Origin of the sequence: Burkholderia sp. TSV86 (assembly GCF_001522865.1) — a bacterium.
In the GTDB taxonomy this organism is placed as follows: domain Bacteria; phylum Pseudomonadota; class Gammaproteobacteria; order Burkholderiales; family Burkholderiaceae; genus Burkholderia.
The window spans coordinates 25600-43572 of the sequence record NZ_LOWB01000132.1; the positions used below are offsets into that span (position 1 = coordinate 25600).

Annotated in this window: 10 protein-coding genes; 4 read left to right on the forward strand and 6 right to left on the reverse strand. The window is 68.7% G+C overall.

Going from position 1 to position 17973, the window contains the following annotated elements; genetic code table 11:
• Positions 1-173: 173 nt before the first annotated feature.
• On the reverse strand, positions 174-4241 hold the full coding sequence (gene purL, locus WS68_RS24475) for a phosphoribosylformylglycinamidine synthase (protein ID WP_059573305.1): 4068 nt from the start codon (positions 4239-4241) through the stop codon (positions 174-176).
• A 312-nt stretch (positions 4242-4553) separates the two neighbouring features.
• Here purL and WS68_RS24480 point away from each other — a divergent pair, with 312 nt between their 5' ends.
• The 3 genes from WS68_RS24480 (at position 4554) to pgi (ending at position 9275) form a co-directional block, all read left to right on the forward strand.
• Positions 4554-5858 carry an FAD-dependent oxidoreductase gene (locus WS68_RS24480; RefSeq protein WP_059573306.1) on the forward strand — a complete coding sequence of 435 codons (1305 nt, stop codon included), beginning with the start codon at positions 4554-4556 and terminating at the stop codon, positions 5856-5858.
• 35 nt (positions 5859-5893) lie between these two features.
• Complete coding sequence (locus WS68_RS24485; RefSeq protein ID WP_059573307.1) at positions 5894-7519, forward strand: NAD(P)H-hydrate dehydratase; 1626 nt, start codon at positions 5894-5896, stop codon at positions 7517-7519.
• A 133-nt stretch (positions 7520-7652) separates the two neighbouring features.
• A complete protein-coding gene (gene pgi / locus WS68_RS24490) occupies positions 7653-9275 on the forward strand; it encodes a glucose-6-phosphate isomerase (RefSeq protein WP_059573308.1) in 1623 nt (540 codons plus the stop codon).
• Between the two features lie 188 nt (positions 9276-9463).
• Here pgi and WS68_RS24495 read toward each other — a convergent pair whose 3' ends face one another.
• On the reverse strand, positions 9464-10183 hold the full coding sequence (locus WS68_RS24495; RefSeq protein ID WP_059573309.1) for an ABC transporter ATP-binding protein: 720 nt from the start codon (positions 10181-10183) through the stop codon (positions 9464-9466).
• Here WS68_RS24495 and WS68_RS24500 point away from each other — a divergent pair.
• Positions 10182-10856, forward strand: coding sequence for an arylesterase (locus tag WS68_RS24500; protein WP_059573310.1), 675 nt, complete (start codon positions 10182-10184; stop codon positions 10854-10856). The genes WS68_RS24495 and WS68_RS24500 overlap by 2 nt on opposite strands.
• Positions 10857-10974: 118 nt before the next feature.
• On the opposite strand, the gene WS68_RS24505 is transcribed toward WS68_RS24500, so the two are convergent.
• The 4 genes from WS68_RS24505 to WS68_RS24525 all read right to left on the reverse strand — a co-directional run bounded on the left by WS68_RS24505 (position 10975) and on the right by WS68_RS24525 (position 17668).
• Complete coding sequence (locus WS68_RS24505) at positions 10975-12912, reverse strand: SurA N-terminal domain-containing protein (protein ID WP_059573311.1); 1938 nt, start codon at positions 12910-12912, stop codon at positions 10975-10977.
• 578 nt (positions 12913-13490) lie between these two features.
• Positions 13491-14444: a sulfonate ABC transporter substrate-binding protein gene (locus tag WS68_RS24510; protein WP_059573312.1), complete on the reverse strand. Its 954-nt coding sequence runs from the start codon at positions 14442-14444 to the stop codon at positions 13491-13493.
• Between the two features lie 329 nt (positions 14445-14773).
• Positions 14774-15748 carry a sulfonate ABC transporter substrate-binding protein gene (locus WS68_RS24520; protein ID WP_059573349.1) on the reverse strand — a complete coding sequence of 325 codons (975 nt, stop codon included), beginning with the start codon at positions 15746-15748 and terminating at the stop codon, positions 14774-14776.
• 204 nt (positions 15749-15952) lie between these two features.
• Positions 15953-17668: a dihydroxyacetone kinase family protein gene (locus WS68_RS24525; RefSeq protein WP_059573314.1), complete on the reverse strand. Its 1716-nt coding sequence runs from the start codon at positions 17666-17668 to the stop codon at positions 15953-15955.
• Positions 17669-17973: the final 305 nt, after the last annotated feature.

Genomic DNA, 17973 nt, shown 5'->3' on the forward strand with positions numbered 1-17973 from the left:
CGCGGCAACGCGCCGCTTCAACAAAAATGCCGCTCGAATCGAGCGGCATTTTTTTCGCCGGCATGCGTCGCCAGATGGTCCGCCACGGTACGCGGACCTCGCGTCGCCGTACCGGGCCGCTTGACTTCGCGTCAACCGGCCCGGTTTGCTTCTCTCTCTATCCCAGCCCCGTTTTATCCGAGCCAGCGCCGCGCATTGCGGAACACGCGCAGCCACGGGCTCGCCTCGCCCCAGCCGTCCGGATGCCAGCTCATCTGCACGGTGCGCTGCACACGCTCCATGTGCGGCATCAGCACGGTGAACCGGCCGTCGGCCGTCGTCACCGACGTAATCCCGGCCGGCGAGCCGTTCGGATTGAATGGATAGCGCTCGGTCGCTTCGCCGCGATGATCGACGTAGCGCATTGCCACCGCGACGCGGCTCGCGTCGCCCTGTTGCGAGAAGTCCGCATAGCCTTCGCCGTGCGCGACCGCGACCGGAATCCGCGAGCCCTCCATTCCGGCGAAAAAGATCGACGGCGAGCGCTGCACCTCGACGAGCGAGAAACGCGACTCGAACTGCTCCGATTTGTTGCGCGTGAACTTCGGCCATGCGTCGGCGCCCGGAATCATCGACGCCAAGCTCGACAGCATCTGGCAACCGTTGCAAATGCCGAGCGCGAACGTGTCCGGGCGCGCGAAGAACGCGGAGAACATCTCGGCGAGTTGCTCGTTGAAGCGAATCGTTTTCGCCCAGCCTTCGCCCGCGCCGAGCACGTCGCCATACGAAAAGCCGCCGCATGCGACCGCGCCCGCGAAATCGGCGAGCGTCGCGCGGCCCGCGAGCAAATCGCTCATGTGGACGTCGTATGCGTCGAAGCCCGCGCGATCGAACGCATACGCGGTTTCGAGATGCGAGTTCACGCCCTGCTCACGCAGAATCGCGACGCGCGGCCGCGCGCCCTTCGCAATGAACGGCGCCGCGATGTCGTCGGCGGGATCGAATGTCAGCACCGGAGACAGGCCGGGGTCCTGCGCGTCGAGAATCGCGTCGTATTCGGCATCCGCGCACGCCGGATTGTCGCGCAGCCGCGCGATCCGCCAGCTCACCTCGTTCCACGCGCGCTGCAGCTCGACGCGCGGCGCCTCGTAGATCTTCTTCGCGTCCCGGTACACCTCGATCGCGTCATGCTCGTTGACCGTGCCGATCACATGCGAGCACGCGGCAAGCCCATGCTCGCGCAGCACGCCGAGCACCGTGTCGCGCTCGGCCGCGCGCGCCTGAACCACCGCGCCAAGCTCCTCGCAAAAGAGCGCGCGGATCGTGCGGTCGTCGCGGCGGCCGCTTGTCTGCTTGGCCCAATCCTTCGCGTCGCCGTAGTCGGATTCGTGCTGCGCGTCGAGCGTGAGCATGTCGACGTTCAGCGACACCCCCGCGTGCCCGGCGAACGCCATCTCGCAGACGGTCGCCCACAGGCCGCCGTCCGAGCGGTCGTGATAGGCAAGCAGCAAGCCCTGCGCATTCAGCGCCTGGATCGCCGCGAAAAAGCGCTTCAGGTCTTGCGGATCGTCGACGTCGGGCGTCTCGTCGCCGACTTGCTGCGTGACCTGCGCGAGTATGCTGCCGCCGAGGCGGTTCTTGCCGCGGCCGAGATCAATCGCGATCAGCACGCTCGCGCCGGCGTCGGCAACGCGGCGCAACTGCGGCGTCAAATGGCGGCGCACGTCGTCGACGGGCGCGAACGCCGAGATGATCAGCGACACCGGCGCGACGACTTCCTTCGCGACGCCGTTGTCGTCCCACTTCGTCTTCATCGACAGCGAATCCTTGCCAACCGGAATGCCGATGCCGAGCGCCGGGCACAGCTCCATGCCGATCGCCTTCACGGTGTCGAACAGCTTCGCGTCCTCGCCTTCGGTGCCGCACGAGGCCATCCAGTTCGCGGACAGCTTCAGCGTGTCGAGCGACGCGATCGGCGCGGCCGCGATGTTGGTGATCGCCTCGCCGATCGCCATGCGGCCCGACGCGGGCGCGTCGATCACCGCGAGCGGGGTGCGCTCGGCCATCGTCATCGCTTCGCCGGCAAAGCCCGCGTAATCGAGCGCGGTGATCGCGCAATCGGCCACGGGCACCTGCCACGGGCCGACCATCTGGTCACGCACCGACGTGCCGCCGACCGTGCGGTCGCCGATCGTGATCAGAAACGACTTGCTCGCAACCGTCGGATGCCTGAGCACGTCGACGCCGACGTCGGCAAGCGCCAGGCCCGTCACGTCGACCGGAGCGTGCGCGTCGTCGATGCGCGTCACGTCGCGGTGCATCCGCGGCGGCTTGCCGAGCAGCACGTCCATCGGCATGTCGACCGGATACGCTTGCTCGCCCGCCGCCTGCACGTCGACGAGTTGCAGTTGCCGCGCATCGGTCGCCACGCCGACGACCGCGAACGGGCAGCGCTCGCGCGCGCAAATCGCCTCGAAGCGCGGCAGATCGGCGGGCGCGATCGCGAGCACGTAGCGCTCCTGCGCTTCGTTCGACCAGATCTCGCGCGGCGATAGCCCGCTTTCCTCGAGAGGCACGCGGCGCAGCTCGAAGCGCGCGCCCTTGTGCGCGCCGTCGACGAGTTCGGGGAACGCGTTCGACAAGCCGCCCGCGCCGACGTCGTGGATGCTGAGAATCGGATTCGCGTCGCCGAGTTGCCAGCAGCCGTTGATCACCTCCTGCGCGCGCCGCTCGATCTCCGGGTTGCCGCGCTGGACGGAGTCGAAATCGAGTTCGGCCGTGTTCGCGCCGGTCGCCATCGAGCTGGCCGCGCCGCCGCCCATCCCGATCCGCATGCCGGGGCCGCCGATCTGGATCAGCAGCGAGCCGGCGGGCAGATCGTGCTTGTGCGTGTGCGCATCGGAAATGTTGCCGATGCCGCCCGCGATCATGATCGGCTTGTGATAGCCGCGCACCCGCCCGCCGACGTTCTGCTCGTAGACGCGGAAATAGCCGCCGAGGTTCGGCCGGCCGAATTCGTTGTTGAACGCCGCGCCGCCGAGCGGGCCGTCGATCATGATCGACAGCGGCGAGGCAATCCGGTCCGGGCGGCCGTAAGGCTCGGCGCTCGCGCCTGCGTCGCGTTGCGCGAGCGGCCGCGCGGCGTCGCGCGCGTTTTCCCATTTCTCGCGCGCCGCCGGCAAATCGAGGTTCGACACCGTGAAGCCCGTCAGGCCCGCCTTCGGCCGCGCGCCACGGCCCGTCGCCCCCTCGTCGCGAATCTCGCCGCCCGCGCCCGTCGCCGCGCCCGCGAACGGCGAGATCGCGGTCGGGTGATTGTGCGTCTCGACCTTCATCAGCGTATGCGTGAGTTCGGTGTGGCGGCCGTAGCGCTCGGCCGCGCCCGCCGCATCCGCGCCGCGCGGGAACCAGCGCTCGGCCGGCGCGCCCTGCATGATCGCCGAGTTGTCCGAATACGCGACGATCGTGCGCTGCCCATTGAGCTTCTCGGTATTGCGGATCATCTGGAACAGCGACAGATCCTGCGGCTCGCCGTCGATCGTCCATTGCGCGTTGAAGATCTTGTGCCGGCAGTGCTCGCTGTTCGCCTGCGCGAACATCATTAGCTCCACGTCGGTCGGGTTGCGCTCCAGCTTGACGAACGCATCGACCAGGTAGTCGATCTCGTCGGCGGCGAGCGCGAGACCCAGCTCGGCGTTCGCCGTCACGAGCGCGGCGCGGCCGTGCGCGAGCACGTCGACGGTCTCGAGCGGCTTGGCCGGCAGTTCGTCGAACAGGTGCCGTGCATCGTCACGCGACGCGACGACGCTCTCGGTCATCCGGTCATGCAGCGCGGCCGCGACCGCGGCGCGCGCGTCGGCCGACAGCGCCTTCTTGCCACCGACGCCGAGCAGCCCGCTTTTCAGCGTGAGCGTGAACTCGACGCCGCGCTCGATGCGCCGCACGCGGGCCAGCCCGCAGTGCTGCGCGATGTCGGTCGCCTTGCTTGCCCACGGCGACACCGTGCCCAGACGCGGCAGCACCACGAAGGTTTCGGTCGCGCCCTTGTCGGACGAGGGCTCGAACGGCTCGCCGTAGTGCATCAGCGCGTCGATGCGCGCGCTGTCGTCCGCGGTGAGCGGCTCATGCGCGTTGACGAAGTGCAGATACTGGCCGCGCAGCGCGACGATGTCGCCGTCGATTTGCTTGAGCGCGTCGAGCAGGCGGGTTTGACGAAAATCGGAAAGCGCCGAAGCACCGGGAAAACACGAGAAGTGAGCCATGGGCTGGACTGGACGTCGTCGATGAGTCGCGCAAGCTGGCGACGGGGGGCGTAAGGAAGGCCGTTATTATATACCCGCCGGCCGCTCGCCGAACGGCCTGCGCGACGGCAATTCGGCGCGGCGCGGGCGGGCGGCCGGCCGTCGGCCGCCCGCGCCAGGCGCCATCCGCCGCCGCCCGGCCACCCGTGCAACGCGCAAGCCGCGCCGGCCGATCCGCGGCATTTGGCGCTATCATGCGCGCTTCGCCGGGCCGACGCGGCCCGCAACGTCATCGCAACCGGGCCGCATCGGCCACCCGTCATCGAATCGAGCATGGATGTCATTGTCATCGGCGGCGGCCTCGCCGGCATCGCCACCGCCTACCAGTTGCGCGCGGCCGGCCATCGCGTGTGCGTCGTCGAGCGTCACGCGACAGTCGCGCAAGGCGCGACCTACGGCCAGGGCGGCGCCCTGCTGCCTACGCCCCTGGACGTCTGGTTCGGCCCGACCTTCATGCGCGAGCGGCGCGCGTCAAAGAGCGGCGTCGTCTACAAGCCCGGCCTCAACGGCGCGCTGCGGCGCTTCGTCGGCCGCCTCGACGCGCTGCGCGAGCCCGACGCGTTTCGCGCGCAGTATGGGGCGCTGCGCCCGCTCGTCGAGCTTTCGCGTGAAACGATCGCCGATATCGAAACGCGCTTTGCGCTCGAATTCGAGCAGAAAAGCGGCGTGCTGCACCTGGTACGCGAGCGCGCCGAATGGGACGACGTGCGCCCCGCGCTCGAGCTGATGCGCGATCTGGGCATGCCGTTCGAGACGCTCACGCCCGACGCGTGCGCGGCGCTCGAGCCGTCGGTGCGCGCCGAATCCGCATTCGCGGGCGGCGTGCTGTTCGCACACGAGCGCACCGCGAACTGCCCGCTATTCGTGAAACTCGTCAAGCAGGTGCTCGACACCCACGACGTCCAGTTCCGGCTGGGCCGCGCGGCGGCGGCGATCCGCGTGGACACGCAGCGCGCGGCAGTCGAACTCGCGCCGGACCCCACCGATCCGCGCGCGGCGAAATCGAAGCAGGTCGACGTGATCTCGGCCGATGCGCTCGTCATCGCTGCCGGCGTCGACAGCCTGGCGCTTGCGCAGCCGTTCGGCGTGCGCGCGCCACTGCATCCGGTGCGCGTTCATACGCTGACCGCGCCGCTCGCCTACGACGAGCACGCGCCGCATCTCGCGATCGTCGACACGGTCAGGCGGATCACGCTCACGCGGCTCGGTCAGCGGCTCAAGATCGGCGGCGGCGCGGTGCTGCAAAGCGCGAGGGACACGGCGCGGCCGCTGCCCGAGCCGCTTGCCGAGGCGGCGCTCGCGCTGCTCGGCCAGGCCGCGCACGACTGGCTGCCCGGCACCGCGAAAATTTCCGCCGCGCGCGCCTGGCAAGGCGCGAAGCTGCTGTCGCCGGACGGCCTGCCGGTGGTCGGGCCGACCGGCCATCCGCGCGTGTTCGTCAATTTCGGCCATGGCCCGGCCGGCTGGGGGCTCGCGCTCGGGTCTGCTAAAGTGGTGGCCGATGCCGTCGGCGGTGCCACGTGCAGCCTGCCCGCCGATACGCTCGCCGCGCTGCGCGCGCAGCGCTTTGCCACCTGAGGCCGCCGCCGGCGGCGCTTGACCGCGAGCCGTCCATGCCCTTGCCCGCCGATTCCGCCGCGCTTCATCCGCGTTCCGCTCAGCCTCATGCGCCGGCGCCGTCCGATCCGTTCGCCGAATGGCCCGCGCATACGGGCGAGCCGCTCCTTACCGTCGCCGAGCTGCGCGACATCGAGCACAACGCCGCCGCCGCGCTGCCACCGCATACGCTGATGGGCCGCGCGGGCGCCGCCGCCGCGCAATGGCTCGCCGCGCGGCTCGTCAGCGATCCGCGTCCGGTCTGGTTCGCGGCCGGCCCCGGCAACAACGGCGGCGACGCGCTCGTCGCGGCGACCGAACTGCATCGGCTCGGCTTCGCGGCCGACGTGTGGATGCCCGTCGGCGTGAAGCCCGACGACGCCCGCTGGGCGCTCGATCGCGCCCGCGCGGCGGGCGTACCGATCGACGCCGAGCCGCCCGCGTCGTTCGACGGCTACGGCTGGCTCGTCGACGGCCTGTTCGGCATTGGCCTCGCGCGGCCGCTCGACGGCGCGTTCGCGGTGCTCGCGGCCCGGCTGTCGGCGCGCGCGCGGCACACCGGCCGCGTGCTCGCGCTCGACGTGCCGAGCGGGCTCGACAGCGACACCGGCCTGCGCGTCGGCGCGGGCCCGGCGGTCGCGGCCACTCACACGCTGTCGTTCATCGCGGCCAAGCCCGGCCTCTACACCGGCGAAGGGCGCGATCTCGCGGGCGAGATTCACGTCGCCGCGCTCGGCCTCGACGAATGCGCGACGCCCGAGATCCGGCTCAACGCGCCCGATCTGTTCGGCGCGCACCTGCCCGAGCGCGCGTTCGCGTCGCACAAGGGCACCTACGGCAGCGTCGCGATCGTCGGCGGCGACACCGGCATGTGCGGCGCGCCGATTCTCGCCGCGCGCGCGGCGCTCTTCGCGGGCGCGGGCAAGGTGCATGTCGGCTTCGTCGGCACGGGCGCGCCGCCTTACGATGCGCCGCACCCAGAGCTGATGCTGCACCCGGCCGGCACGCTGCCCACGGCCGGCCTCACCGCGCTCGTGATCGGCTGTGGGCTCGGCGCGAGCGAGGCCGCCGCGCACGCGCTCACGGCCGCGCTGCCGCTCGATGCGCCGAAACTGATCGACGCCGACGCGCTGAACCTGATCGCCGCGACCCCCGCGCTCGCCGAGGCGCTCACCGCACGCGGCCGCGCCGGCGACGCCGCGATCCTCACGCCGCATCCGCTGGAGGCCGCGCGCCTGCTCGGCACCGACGCGGCCGGCATCCAGCGCGGGCGCGTCGCGGCCGCGCGCGCCCTGAGCGCGCGCTTTTGCGCCGTCGTCGCGTTGAAAGGCTCGGGCACCGTGATTGCGTCGCCCGACGGCCGCGTCGCGATCAACCCGACCGGCAACGCCGCGCTCGCCACGGGCGGCACCGGCGATGTGCTGGGCGGCTTGATCGGCGCGCTGCTCGCGCAACGCATGCCGCGCTTCGAGGCCGCGCTCGCGGGCGTCTACCTGCACGGGCTCGCCGCCGAGCGCCTGTGCGCGGCGGGCGCGGGGCCGGCCGGCCTCACCGCGGGCGAACTCGCGCCGGCCGTGCGCATGCTGCTCAACCGGCTCTTTTACGCGCGCGCCGGCACGCCGGGCCAAGCGCCGCTATACTGAGCGTCCCGCCGCGCGGCGCGCCCGCTTCGAGCCGTCATGCCACGCGCCGCCGGCGGGCTCCTCGTCCGCCCGCGTGCCTTGTGCCGGCAGCGGGCGCGGCCTTCCCGAATCACGCTGCCTCGCCTTAATCGCCATGACGCTGAATTCGCTCCCCGTTTGGCCCGCGCTGCAAGCGCACTATGAAGACATCCGCGACGCGCATCTGCGCGACTGGTTCGCGCCCGCCGCCGATCCCGCGCCGACGCGCGCCGAACGCTTCACGTTCGAAGGCGGCGGCCTCGCCGCCGATTTCTCGAAAAACCGCATCACCGATGCAACGCTCGCGCTGCTCGTCCAACTGGCTCGCGAAGCCGGCGTCGAAGCACGCCGCGACGCGATGTTCGCGGGCGGCATCGTCAACCCCACCGAAGGCCGCGCGGCGCTGCATACCGCGCTGCGCGCGAGTTCGCCCGACGCGCCGTTCCATGCGCAAATCGCCGCCGAGCGCACGAAGATGGCGCGCTTTGCCGACGCGGTGCGCAGCGGCGCATGGACTGGCTACACCGGCAAGCGCATCCGCCACGTCGTGAACATCGGCATCGGCGGCTCGGATCTCGGGCCGAAGATGGTCGTCCATGCGCTCCACCACGTCGCGACGCCCGACATCGCCACGCACTTCGTGTCGAACGTCGACGGCGCCGATCTCGCGCGCGTGCTCGAGCAGATCGATCCGCAGGAAACGCTCGCGATCATCGTGTCGAAAACCTTTACGACGCTCGAGACGATGACGAACGCGCGCTCGCTGCGCGACTGGTTCGTGGCGAAGGGCTGCCCGGAAAACGCGCTCGCGAAGCACTTCGTCGGCGTGTCGGCGAATCCGGCCGAAGTCGTCAAGTTCGGTATCGCCGAGGCGAACGTGTTCGAGATGTGGGACTGGGTCGGCGGCCGCTATTCGCTGTGGTCCGCGGTCGGTCTGTCGATCATGATCGCGGTCGGCCCCGAGCGCTTCGACGAACTGCTCGCCGGCGCGCACGACATGGACGAGCATTTCCGCCACGCGCCGCTCGAGCGCAACCTGCCGGCGCTGCTCGGCCTGATCGGCATCTGGTATCGGAATTTCTTCGGCGCGCAGAGCTATCTCGTCGCGCCGTATTCGGAGGCGCTGCACTATCTGCCGTCGTATCTGCAACAGCTCGAGATGGAAAGCAACGGCAAGTCCGCGCGCATCGACGGTGCGTTCGTCGATTACCCGACGTCGGCCGTCACGTGGGGCGAGCCCGGCACGAACGGCCAGCATGCGTTCTTCCAGATGCTGCATCAGGGCCCGACGCTCGTGCCGATCGATTTCATCGCGGTGCTCACGCCCGAGCATGCGCTCGCGAGCCATCATCCGAAGCTGCTCGCGAACTGCTTCGCGCAAAGCGAGGCGCTGATGCTTGGCCGCACGCTCGAGGAAGCGCGCAAGATCGCCGGGCCGGACCATCCCGAACTCGCGCCGCACCTGAGCTTCCCCGGCAACCGCCCGACCACGACGATTCTCGTCGACGCGCTGACGCCGCGCTCGCTCGGCGCGCTGATCGCACTGTACGAGCACAAGGTGCTCGTACAAGCCGCGGTGTGGAATATCAATCCGTTCGATCAGTGGGGCGTCGAGTTGGGCAAGATCCTCGGCAAGGTCGTCGAGGCCGATCTGTCGGCCGCGCAAGCCGATCCGGCCAAGCATGACTCGTCGACGTCGGCGCTGATCGCCCGGGCACGCAAGGCGCTATCGCGTTGAGTTGAGTCGATCGGCGGCGCGCAGGATCGCCGGGCACGCCTCGGGCGTGCGCGGGCAACAGGCAGCGGCCCGGCGCGCCGCCACGAAAAGCGCTGGCCGGACGCCCGCGCACCGAATGCACGGCCGCTGCCCGCACGGCCAGCCCCGCACACCGCGAGCGCCGCCCGATCGACGCAGCCGCGCCCGAATCAGCCCGCCATGTGCCGCTCGCGGCCCGCATCGCCCTGCAAGCGGCCCGCTTCGAGCACGACCGTCGTTTTGCAACGGCGCGCGAGTTCGGGATCGTGCGTGACGAGCACGAGCGTCGCGCCGTGCGCGCGGTTCAGCTCGAACATCAGATCGATCACCGCATGCCCCGTCGCCGCATCGAGACTGCCCGTGGGCTCGTCGGCAAAAAGCAGCGCCGGACGCGTGACGAACGCGCGGGCGAGCGCGACGCGCTGCTGCTCGCCGCCCGACAATAGTTTCGGATAGTGCCCAGTGCGCGCGCCGAGCCCCACTTGTTCGAGCAGCGCGCGCGAACGCTGCACCGCGTCGCGCGTGCCGACGCCGCCTTGCAGTTCAAGCGGCAGCATCACGTTTTCGAGCGCGGTCAGATGCGGCATCAACTGGAACGATTGAAAAACGAAGCCGACCGCACCGTTTCGGAGTGCCGCACGCGCATCCTCGTCCAGCTGACCGAGGTCTTTGCCGAACAGGCGAACCGTGCCGCTCGTCGCGCTGTCCAATCCGGCGAGCAAGCCGAGCAGCGTCGATTTTCCCGACCCGGACGCGCCGACGATCGCGACGCTCTCGCCCGCGCGCACCACCAGGTCGATACGCTCGAGAATCGTCAGCTCGCCCGTGGCATCCGCGACACGCTTGCATACATCCCGTACTTCGATAATCGGATCGGTAATCTTGAGCATGAAACGCACTTTCCCCTGGAGAACCGGCGCCGCGCTCGTGGCCGCCGCCACGCTCGCCGGCGCCGCCGATGCGGCCACGCCGGCCGCGGCGCCCGCCGGCATACAGCCCGACAAGCCGACGATCGTCGTGCTCGGCGACAGTCTGTCGGCCGAATACGGTCTGCCGCGCGACACTGGCTGGGTGGCGCTGATGCGCGCGCGTCTTGCGGCGGAGCGCATCGATTATAGCGTCGCGAATGCCAGCATCAGCGGCGACACGACGAGCGGCGGCCGCGCGCGGCTGCCGGCGCTGCTTGCGCGGCTCAAGCCGTCGGTCGTGGTCGTCGAGCTGGGCGCGAACGACGCGCTGCGCGGCGTGCCGCTCGACGCGACCGAGCGCAATCTACGCGAGATCGTCGCGCAGGCCAAACAGGCGCGCGCGCGGGTGCTGCTCGTCGGAATGTACGTGCCGGCCAATTACGGCCCCGACTATACGCAGCGGTTCCACGGCGTCTATACGGCGCTCGCGAAAGAACTGCGCGTGCCGCTCGTGCCGTTCCTGCTCGCGGGCCTGGAAAACAAGCCCGAAATGTTCCAGTCCGACCAGATCCATCCGGCCCAGGCCGCGCAGCGTCAGTTGCTCGACAACGTGTGGCCGACGCTCAAGCCGCTGCTGCGCACGGCATCGCACTGACGCGCGGCCGGAACCGCGCAACCCGAAAAGAAACAGCCCCGCGCAATGGCGGGGCTGCTGCCGGGTGCCGATGTTGCCGCTGCCGCGTATCAGCCAATCAAAAGCGCGGCCGCTTCGATCATTCGGACTTATCCTGCGAAGCCGTATCCGCGCTCGAGCCGTAAAGTTTCACGCTCGAACGCGCGCGCAGCGCGGCGAGGTACGCCTGCGTCTCGCCCTGCGCATAAACTTGCGCAAGCTGCTGCTGTGCAGCCGCAAGACGCTGATCGTCGGCCGGCGGCGCGTCGACGACCGCATTCACGCGGAAAATGGCATAGCCGTCGTTGCCGAGATCGACGCCGACATACGCGGGCAGCGCTTTCGGATCGGCCTTGTAGATCGCGCTCACCGCCGCGGGCGGCAATCCGTTCGATTGGGTGCGCGAGATCTTGGCCGCGGCCACGAAACCCGCCGTCGATTTCGATTTGCGCAACTCGGCAAGCTTGGCCTCGCCATCCTGCTTCGCGAGCTTCGCGGCCTCCTCGGCCACCACCTTCGCTCGCACCTGATCCTTGATCGCGGCGAGCGCCGGCACGGTCGATGGCTGATGGCTCGTCACGCGCGCGGCGATCAGCGTGTTGCCGCCGACGTCGATCGCTTGCGTGTTATTGCCGTTTTTCACCGAATCGGCCGCGAACACGGCTGCGAGGAACTTCGGATTGTTCAGCGGGCTATCGGGCGGCAGCGCCGGATTCGGCTGCGGCGACACCGTCGCGGTCTGAAGCGACAGCTTGTACTTGTCGGCGGCCGGCTGCAGGCTCTTCGCCTTTTCATAGACCGTCGACGAGAAGCCTTCCGCATTGTCGGCGAACGCCTTGGCCGCGAACTGCTGCTTCAGATCCGCGACGATCGAATCCTTCACGTCCGCGAGCGGCTTCACGACAGCCGGCTTCACGTCCGTCGCCTTCAGGATGTGAAAGCCGTAATCGCCTTGCACGACACCGCTGATTCCGTCCTTCTTCAGCGCGAACGCGGCGTCGTCGAACGCGGCGCCACCCGCGGTCGAGCCGCGCGTGATGAAGCCGAGGTCGCCGCCCTTCGCCGCCGACGGCGCGTCCTGCGAGTTCTTCTCGGCAATCTGCGCGAACTGTTCCGGATGCGCGTTCACTTCGGCAAGCAACTGCTCCGCCTTCGCTTTCGCCGCGGCCTTGTCGGCCGCGCTCGCATCCTTCGCCGCGGCGACGAAGATGTGGCTCACGCGCACCTGCGCATCGGTGCGATAGCGCGCGATGTTGTCGTCGTAATACTTCTTGATGTCGGCGTCGCTCGGCTGCGCCGCCGCAGCAGCGGCCGACGGTGAATAGACGAGATATTGGATCGCCGCCGCCTCTCGCGTCGCGAAAGCTTGCTTATGCGCGTCGTAATAGGCGGTAATCTGCGCATCGGTCGGTTGAACCTTCGATGCGAAGTCCGCCACCTTCAGCATCAGCGGCTGCACTTCCCGCTGCTGTTCGGCAAGGCTGGTCAGGCGCTGCGCAACGCTCTTCGGCGTAAACGCGCTCGAAATCAGGCTTTGCGGAATTTGCTGCATCGCGAGGTTGTACCGCACGCGCTCCTGGTATTGATCGGGCGTCATGCCCTGCATCGCCAGCAATTGCGTGTAGCGCTCGGCGTCGATCGAGCCGTCCGGCTTCTTCAGCGAGCCGATCACCGGGTCGCTCAACAGCGCGTTGCGCACCGCGCCATCCGACGCCGTCAGATGCAGGCGCTGCGTCTCGTCGGCCAGCACGCGCTGCTGGATCAGCCCGTCGAGCAATTGCTGGCGGCGCTCGGGCGTATCGAACATCTTCGCATCGAACTTCGCGCCAAGCACCTGGCGCGCCTGATCGATCTGCTGGCGCAGCATGCCGTCGAACTCGGCGCGCGCGATCTTGTGCCCGTTGACGGACGCGACGTTCGCGCTATCGTCGAAGAACCCACGGAAACCCTGAATGCCAACGATTCCCAGCCCCGGCAATACGATCAGGAGCAGCAGGAACATCATCAAGCGCTGGTGATTGCGGAAAAAATCGAGCATGCGTGACGGCGTGATTTGGACAAAACGCCCGATATTACAACAATGGGCCGGAAAAAAGGCGATCCGGCGCTCGTCCGGCGAAACGCCTGCGTGCCAATGGCTGACCCAGTGGCGAGGGCGGGCGCGCGGACGCGCGGCCGGCATGCGTCACCGGCGGCACGGCTCGCGTTCCGGCCACGTGCTCGCCGCCGATCCTTTCGTCGGATGCGCGATAAGCACGCCTATACGTGCGTCCGGTGGCATTGTTTGCATCATCGATAGAGGCGGCATAATTCGCGCCACATCAAAATACGGCCTGGGCTTCAATTTCCAATCGGTACGTTCTCTTGCTTGCGCTCGATCGGAGGACATGCGGTTCGGCGTTCGGTTGCACGGGTTGAAGTCGAGATCAATCCGACTCAAACCAACCATTCAGAATCGCCGTCGCTGGCGCAAATGCATTTGCCGAACAGCACAATCCGCATGGTCACGGATTGCGCTATCCATTCGCGCGATGCCGTGCACCGTGCGGGCAGGAGGGTGCGGGCCGATCACCGATGACGAAGCCCGCCGATATCCCGCGCCCCCCTGGCCTCAGATCACAGCACTGCCTCTTTCGTGGCAATCCTTCGCGGAATCACCTTGAGTTCATAGAACGTATCGGCGATGCGCTGCTGCTCGTCGAGCACGGCGACGTCGATCGGCCGGTATCTATGCGCGTAATGCGCGAGGCCCGCGCGGATGGTCGCGGCATCGAGCCCCTGCAGCGGCGCCAGCCGTTCGGCGGCAGCGGCGAGATTCTGCGTCACCCACTGCCCTTCGTTGCCGAGTTCGTCCAGCGTCAGCGCGATGACATCCTTGCGCTTCTGCGCGAATTCGCGTTGGCTGACGAAGAATTGGTGGTGGCTGGCCACGCCCTGCGCATCGGCAACGAGGCGCGCGCCGCTTTGCGTCTGGACCGCCGACAGAAACGGATCCCAGATCGCCCATGCGTCGATCGCGCCGCGTTCGAGTGCCGCGCGGGCGTCGGCGGGCGCGAGAAAAACCGGCTGGATATCGCCGTAATCGAGGCCGTTCTTGCGCAGCAGCGCGATGACGAACCAATGCACGTCCGAGCCGCGATTGAAACCGATCTTCGCTCCTTTGAGTTCGGCGACACGCCGGACCGGCGATTGACGCGCGACGACGACGCCTTCGGCGCGCGGCGTCGGCACTTCATAAGCCGTATAGACGAAATCCGCCCCCGCGGCCTGCGCGAATACCGGCGGCGCCTCGCCGACATAGCCGAAATCGATCGCCCCGACGTTGAGTCCCTCGAGCAATTGCGGGCCGGCCGGAAATTCGGCCCATGTCACCTTGACGCCAAGCGGCGCCAGCCGCTTTTCGAGCGTGCCTTTCGCCTTCAACAGCACCAGTGTGCTGGCGGCTTTTTGATAACCGATGCGAAATTGGCCGCTGTCGAATTTCGCCCAAGCCGGCGTTGCAATGCCGGCCAGCGCCGCAGTCGCGGTAACGAGGAAAGCTCTGCGATCTCGCGAGGTCGAGCGATTCATGATCGGATGTCCGTGATGAGTGTCAATGATCCGTAGCGGCCGGTCGGGCGAGCGCGGCGGCCGAACCTGCCATGCCGGTCACGGCGGCCGCGGCCGAACGCACGCGCGCATGCGGCTGGCCTCGATCGGCCAACGCCCGTGCCGGTTCGAAAAAAAGCGTCGAAAAAAGAGCCTCCGCGCAAGCGGCCGCCCGATCGCAACGCGTGCGCGCACTCCAGCCTCCGCGCAGGCGGCACCCCGCGCCGGCCGTCCGCAATGCCGGCACACGCACGGCCGGCAAACCGCGCGAAGCGTGGCCATGGCCTATCGCGCGCAGCGGATGCCAAGCGTCATGCGAGCCCGCGAGGCGCCGCATCGGTAATCTCGACGCGCTTCGGCAGCAGTTTCAACTCGAGAAATGCATCGGCTATACGCTGCTGATCGGCGAGCGCGTCGCGGGAAATCGGCGCGATGCCGTATCGCAAGCGTCCGAGCGCCACGTCGACAACTTCGCGCGGCAAGTTCCAGAGCCGCGCATACTCGTCAGCCGCCTGCTTGCGATTCGCTTCGGTCCATTTGTCGAGCGCGCTGAGTTCCGCCAACACCGCGCGCAACACGTCGCCGTTCTGCTGCGCGTAGGCGCGCGAGGTGAAATAGAACGCGCGGTTGCTCACCACGCCTGTTCCGTCCGCGACGATGCGCGCGTTCACCGTCTTCTGGGCAACGGCGAGAAACGGGTCCCAGATCGCCCAGGCATCGACCGATCGGCGCTCGAATGCCGCGCGCGCATCCGACGGCGGCAGCCAGACCGGCGTGACGTCGCGATAGTCGATGCCGGCGGCCGCGAGCAATTTGACGATCAGAAAATGCGCGCTGGACCCTTTCACGAGCGCGATGCGCTTGCCCTTCAAGCTCGCCACCGATCGAATCGGCGAATCGTTCGGCACGACGAGCGCCTCGCTCGCCGGGCGCTTCGCGGTTTGCCCGTAATAGACGAACGGCGCGCCCGCTGCTTGCGCGAAGATCGGCGGCGCCTCGCCGACGTCGCCAAAATCGATTGCTCCGACGTTGAGCGCCTCGAGCTGCGGCGGCCCGGATGGAAACTCCGTCCATTCGACACGGGTGCCGGATGCGCCGAGCCGCTTTTCCAGCGTGCCACGCGCCTTCAACAGGCTCAACGGCCCCTTCTGATAACCGATGCGCAGCGTGTGCGCGTGCGCAATGCGCGCGCCTTGCGCACGAACGCCGGGCGCAGCCGCCGACCATGCCAGCGCCACGCTCGCGCCGATGAAGCCGCGGCGGCTCGTCCGTGGGGAACGCGTCATGAATGCTCTCTCGTCGATGAACGGGCGCGCGATGCGCACCTAAAACCCGACGCCGATACTAAGGGAGATCGCGCGGCGGCCAAACCAATTCATTTCGAATTGCTTATCTATCGGTTGGCGCGCGTTGCGTTCGACGGGGCTCAGCAACAGCAGAGCGATCAAACGCGCGGATCGAGGCCGCGGATGGGACGGTGGGCGCGAGATTCAGCCGGCCCGCTGCGCCACATGCGGCAGTAATGCGCGCAGCCAGCATGCGACGGCAACCGCCCCGCCATCGGGCGAGCCGACGGCGCGCTCGCCCAGATAACTGGCCCGCCCCGCTCGCGGCGTCATGCCCGCGGTTTCCTGCGCGCCTTGCTGCGCGGCGTCGACTGCCGCCGCCCACGCATCGGCGGCGCTCTTGCCCGCCGACAGTTCGCGATCGAAAGCGTCGGCGGCAGGCACGAGCGCATCGAGCATGGTCCGGTCCCCAGGCTTCGCGCCGCCCAAATCGCCGATTGCCTCGACACCCCGCCTGAACGCGCTTGCCCAATCACGCGCGCTCGGCTCGGACACGCCGGCAAGCTGCCGGGCGGCCCTCAAGAGCGCCGTCGCGTAAAACGGCCCGGAGCTGCCGGCGATCGCGCGGCGCAACGCCGCGCCCAGCGCGGCAAGCGCGGTTGCCGGCGCGCCATAAGCTTCGAGCGGCAATTCGAGTATCGCGCTTGCCGCCCGCCGCATGCTGGCGCCCAGATCGCCGTCGCCGGCCAGGGAATCGAGTTCGGTCAATCTCGGCTCGTTGTCGATCAGCGTGCCGGCAACCGCATGCAGCGCGGGGCGAAGCCGGCCGGCCCATGCATGGCCATCGGCTGTCAACGGCGGCAGCGCGTCGCTGGCGCCCGTCGTGGCGGGGGCGAGCCGGATATTGCGGTTCACCGCGCCGCCGCCCGGCCATGCGCGCGCTTGCGTCGAAGCGTCCAGCCCTTCGAGCATGCCGTCATACAGCTTGAGCACGGAGACCGAGCAGCCGGGCATGTCGAGCGCGGACAAGAAGGTGCCGGCCCACGCACGCTCGACGATCACGCCGCGCCGGCTCAGGCTATCGTAAGCGGCGCGCAGCACGATGCTCAGCTCCATGTCCGGCGTTGCGCCGAGGCCGTTCACCAGCAACGCCACCCGGTCGCCGCCGCGAATCGATTGATCCTCGACGATGTTCGCAACGAGCGTTTCAGCCAATGCGTCCGCCGGCATCGGCGACGCGCGCTTCACCCCTTTCTCGCCGTGAATACCCAATCCAAGTTCGATCTCGTGATCGGCCAGGCTGAAGCTGGACTGCTCGACGCCGGGCATCGTGCAGCCGTCGAGCGCCACGCCCATCGTGCCGAGATGGGATGCCGCTTCATTTGCGATGGCAGCCACGTCGGCCAGCGCCAGCCCCCGCTCGGCCGCCGCGCCGGCCAGTTTGTGCACGAGCACGGTGCCGGCGATACCGCGGCGCCGTTCGCGCGGCGTGATACCGCGCAGCGATACATCGTCCGCGACAATCACGACCTCGACCGGAATGCCTTCGGCACGCGCCAGTTCAGCCGCCAGGCCGAAATTGAGGCGATCTCCGGTGTAGTTCTTCACGATCAGCACCGCGCCGTTCGGCCCCGACGTCGCTTGAATCGCGGCCAGAACCGCGTCGGTGGACGGCGACGTGAAGACCTCGCCGCAAACGGCCGCGCTCAACATGCCCGCGCCCACATAACCGCCGTGCGCCGGCTCGTGACCGCTGCCGCCTCCGGAGATGATCGCGACCGGACGCTGCGCCGGCTGCGGCAAATCCCGTCGAATCAGGACATTCTCGTCGCCGAGAATGGCGACATGCGGCATCTGCCGCGCGATTCCCTCCAGCATTTCGCATACGACGTCGGCTGGACGATTGATGAGCTTTTTCATCGCAACGATTCCCGGACAATGGGTGAAGGCGGCGCTTCGCGTGGGCATGGCGCGCGCGCCGCATCCCCGCTCCGGCCGCAGGATCGATTCGTTGCCTGGATTGTGCCATCACGGGCAAGCCGCCGGTAGTGCGCCGCCCCGCCGCCCGGTTACCAGCGGCGGCCGGCGGCCGGCTGCCGCCGGCCGAGCGCGAGGCCTGCGCCGCCTTCTGCGTGACATCGCATTTTTGGGCGCCGCCCTCGCGCGAATTCGTGACGAACCCGCTGATTCGGCAAGCGCCCATCGCCGGCTTCGTCCTGAGCGGG